This window comes from Dialister sp., assembly GCF_051885895.1.
Classification (GTDB): Bacteria; Bacillota; Negativicutes; order Veillonellales; family Dialisteraceae; genus Dialister.
Genome location: NZ_JBJEXP010000001.1, coordinates 1 through 3,914, shown reverse-complemented (window position 1 = coordinate 3,914; position 3,914 = coordinate 1). Strand labels below are relative to the sequence as shown.

The 3,914-nt window shown below is 48.7% G+C and carries 5 protein-coding genes; all 5 read right to left on the bottom strand.

All coding sequences use genetic code 11. The features are described 5' to 3' along the window. Positions 1-571 (bottom strand): radical SAM protein (locus ACI4N7_RS00025; RefSeq protein ID WP_439731320.1); only part of this gene is annotated, 571 nt, incomplete at its 3' end. Between the two features lie 272 nt (positions 572-843). Beyond that, entirely contained in the window at positions 844-1,050 is a 207-nt protein-coding gene (locus ACI4N7_RS00020) for a hypothetical protein (protein WP_439731319.1), read from the bottom strand. A 39-nt stretch (positions 1,051-1,089) separates the two neighbouring features. Then, on the bottom strand, positions 1,090-2,883 hold the full coding sequence (locus ACI4N7_RS00015; protein WP_439731318.1) for an oleate hydratase: 1,794 nt from the start codon (positions 2,881-2,883) through the stop codon (positions 1,090-1,092). Positions 2,884-3,016: 133 nt separating this feature from the next. After that, on the bottom strand, positions 3,017-3,598 hold the full coding sequence (locus ACI4N7_RS00010; protein ID WP_439731317.1) for a TetR-like C-terminal domain-containing protein: 582 nt from the start codon (positions 3,596-3,598) through the stop codon (positions 3,017-3,019). A 4-nt stretch (positions 3,599-3,602) separates the two neighbouring features. Continuing rightward, on the bottom strand, positions 3,603-3,914 hold a 312-nt coding region (locus ACI4N7_RS00005; RefSeq protein ID WP_439731316.1), incomplete at its 5' end, for a TetR/AcrR family transcriptional regulator C-terminal domain-containing protein.

The following is a 3,914-nucleotide window of genomic DNA, read 5'->3' as shown; positions in this document are numbered from 1 at the left end:
TGAGCGTGCCGTTGGTGAAGGTAAGGAATACGCAGTCATCGTGCTTTTCACACAGTCTGATCAGGTCTTTCTTCCGGACCAGCGGTTCACCGCCGGTGTAGATGTACATGTAGACGCCCAGTTCCTTGCCCTGGGTGATGATGGAGTCGATCTCGTCAAAGGTCAGGTTCAGCTTATTACCATATTCTGCCGCCCAACAGCCTGTGCAGTGCAGATTACATGCGGAAGTGGGGTCTAAGAGGATTGCCCAGGGGATGTTGCAGCCGTATTTCTTGCGGAGCTCCTCCTGACGGGGCCAGCCAATGAGATTAGCATTGATGAAGAAATTCACGGCAATGGTGGTCAGCACATGATGATCCACATCATTGATCATGTGACGGATAAAGGAATAATAGGGATGATCCGGATTCTCAATAGCTTCCCGGATGGCCTTGCGCTGACTTTCAAATTCTCCCTTGCTGAAATCATCTGCCCAGTCCATCAGCTTCGGAAGGTTCTTTTCAGGATCTTTGTAGAGGTATTTCATCATCTGCTCAATGCCGAGCTTTTTCATGGTTGTAGATACACTCATTTTGATTTGATCTCCTTCATGTTAATATATGAAATAAAAGATGGAAGCGGTTGCTTCTGTTCCCCGGCAATGTGCTTTCAACTCAATTTCTGCTTCAAGTATAATGAATTCTCCTCAAAAGCTCCACTGAGAAAACAGGGCTTTCTTCTCAAATAGGAGAAAACATCGAATTCTGTCAGTTTTGAATAAAAAGCGCATTCTGTCCTAAATTGACTGCTCTCACTCTGGAAAAAGGGAGAGATGTTCCAATCGGAAAATCTCTCCCGGGAAGCTTAATCTGCAAAGTCCTCCGCTTCCACGCTTTCTCCCTGCGTATGCTGAGCAGCTTTCCATTTTTCACGCAGTTCAATATGATTTTCCTTGACCCATTTTCCTGCCGCATATGCACCATATAAGGCCATTCCAACGGTGATCAGTTTCACTGCACGGGAGAAAACACAGGGGCACTTCTGCGTATCAATTTGATGAGCCTTTGACATAGTATATCGTCCTTTCTGTCTGGTATGGTTATAAAAGAATTACTCGATCAGTCCGCTGTCTTTCAGAAGCAGCTCAAGATCGGTTCCCCGAACTTTCTTCATTACGGTTTTCAGCAGTTCCTTTTCCTTAAAGGACAGCTTGACTTCTGTGATAGGTTTCTTATCGATGGCGTAGTAGCATGCCCGCAGCAGTTCCCGGATATCATACTTGCTGCCCCAGACTTCCGGTACGCCCCGATCAACATTCAGCAGAGTGTAGACGGATTCCATACCGGTGCGCATGGAATACTCAATGGTAAAAATCGTATCGCGCGGAGTCTCAGCAAACTGACCCAGGAACGCAAAGTTGACGGCCCCATCCGGAACCACCTTAGGCCGATCCTCGTTCTTTCTGGGCTGGAAGAAAGCATTGATGAAGGGCATGAAGCAGGTGGTGGTATTGCAGGCATCCTTGGCAAGTCCCTCGATCTCCGCCTCCGGAATACCGATATGGTACAGCCACTCCCGGCAGATTTCCTCACCGGTGCACCCTCGCATGGGCTTCTTGACGAAGTTCCCTTCAACATTGGTGTTCAGAGCATAGAGCCATACCAGTACGGTGTCCTTGTCCTGACTCTTAAACTGGGGCTGGCGGTTAATTGTCCAGGAAAGCATCCAGTTATCAAAGCTGTCCTTCACGGTGACGATGCCGCCGGTGGTGACCTTACCTGCACGGGGATCCCGGTGGCAGATGTTAATGATATGCTGGATGATTTCCTCGTTTTTGGTTTCCACCGTAGCGCTCATCCAGTTGGTGGCCTCAAAATCCGTGCAGAAATTGTCGGGGTTGCCGAACTCGCCATGCTTGGCCTGCTTTGCGATGTTCTTCCACAGATCCCAGGATTCGCCCGCGCCGTTTTTCACCTGGGACAAATCCGGTGCATGGGTCTGATCACCGTAGCAGGAAGTGTCAGTGCAGCAGCCGTTGGTGATGAACACCAGGTCATCTTTAATCAGGTCAATCGTCTGCTCCTGACCATCCTTGATGTAGACGATCTGTTTGGCGATTTTTTGGTCGCCCACAGTTTCAATGATGACATTCTTCACATCCATCCCGTACTCGATCTTCACGCCGTAGCTTTCCAGATACTTGGCAAGGGGCAGAATCAGGCTCTCGTACTGATTGTACTTTGTGAATCGCAGGGCGCTGAAATCCGGCAGGCCGTCGATGTGATGGACATACCGGCATAGATACCGCTTCATTTCCAAAGCACTGGACCAGCGCTGGAAGGCGAACATGGTCTGCCAGTAGAGCCAGAAGTTGGTCTGCCAGAAGGAATCCGGCATGACTTCGGAGATCTTCTTTCCCTCCAGATTCTTTTCCGGGGTGATGAACAGTCTGGACAGGGCCATGGCGGATTCCTTGTCCAGACCGAATTTTTTATCGGTGTGGGCATCCTCGCCACAGTTTACGGTAGCGCGGCACAGAGAGTAGTTGGGATCATGCTTGTTGAGCCAGTAATACTCATCCAGCACGGAAATCTCAGGATTCTCCAGAGAGGGTACATCCCGGAAAATATCCCACATGACCTCAAAATGGTTATCCATTTCCCGGCCGCCCCGCATATAGAAGCCCTTGGTGATGTCCTTGCGGCCATCGCAGCTTCCTCCGGCCAACTCCAGTTTTTCCAGCAGGTGAATCCGCTCACCCTTCATCTGGCCATCCCGGACCAGATAGAATGCGGCGGCCAGACCGGCAAGGCCGGTGCCGATGATATAGGCGGATTTGCTGTCTACACCCTCCGGTTTTTCCGGGTGTGCGAAGGCTTCATAGGTTCCAGCAGAATAATACATAATAGCAGCTCCTTTTTCGTTGTGTTTTTCTTTTGGTGACATCATTGTATGGTAGCTGCTCTTTTTTCACAATAAACAGAATAGCCTCCCTGATGAAGAATCCATCAGGGAGGCATAATTGCTGTGAATTTTATCAATTACCGGGATCTGATGCAGAACGATCCAAGCGGAAACGGTTCAGCGCCAGAAATATATCGTCTTGAATCACCAGAGCAAACCGCCCCACCAGCGTCTGCGGCTCCTGTTTCATATCATCCTTGATCCAGTCCAGCATCAGCCCCACAAAGGCGTAGGAATAGACCTGAGCAATGAAAGCCTTATCCTCTTCTCGGACGACCATACCCGTGGCAAGCTCGTTGATAACTCCCATCAGGAGATCGTCTGTCAAAGGATTCAGGTATTTCTCAACTTGCTCCCGACTGACGCAGCGGTAAACATTCATGATGAAAGGTTTATTGTCACGCACAGCGTGGAAAATCTGAACAAAGCCCTGCTGCCATGTCTCGTAGGTCTTTTTTCCTTCCAATGCCTGCCTTGCATCTTCCAAGCAGGCCCATTCCACAAGATCATAGATATCCTTAAAGTGGTAATAAAAGGTCATGCGGTTAATTCCGCAGTCCTCGGTGATATCATTGATGGTGATTTTATTCAGTGGTTTTTGCAGCAGCAGCTTTTTCAAAGAATTTTCCAAAGCATATTTGGTAAACTGGGGCATTGTATTATTCTCCGTTTCTGTGTGCCGGCTCATTCCGATCTTTCTGAACCATCGCTTCCAGCGCACCGTGGATGAGAATGCTTAAATCGTCAACCGAGGCATCCACATCGGTCTGCATATTGATCCAAAGAAATTTCAGGAGGTATCCAAGTAAAGAATAGCAACAGAAGCCAGTCACCAGCCGCCGTGTATCGTCTGACATATTGGAATAGGGCATCTTTTTGTCAATGTAATCCCGAAACTGGCTTTCGACAGAGGTGAATACATATCGCTCTAGCCGTTCTCTTGTGATGGAATTGGAAATATGGTAAATGAG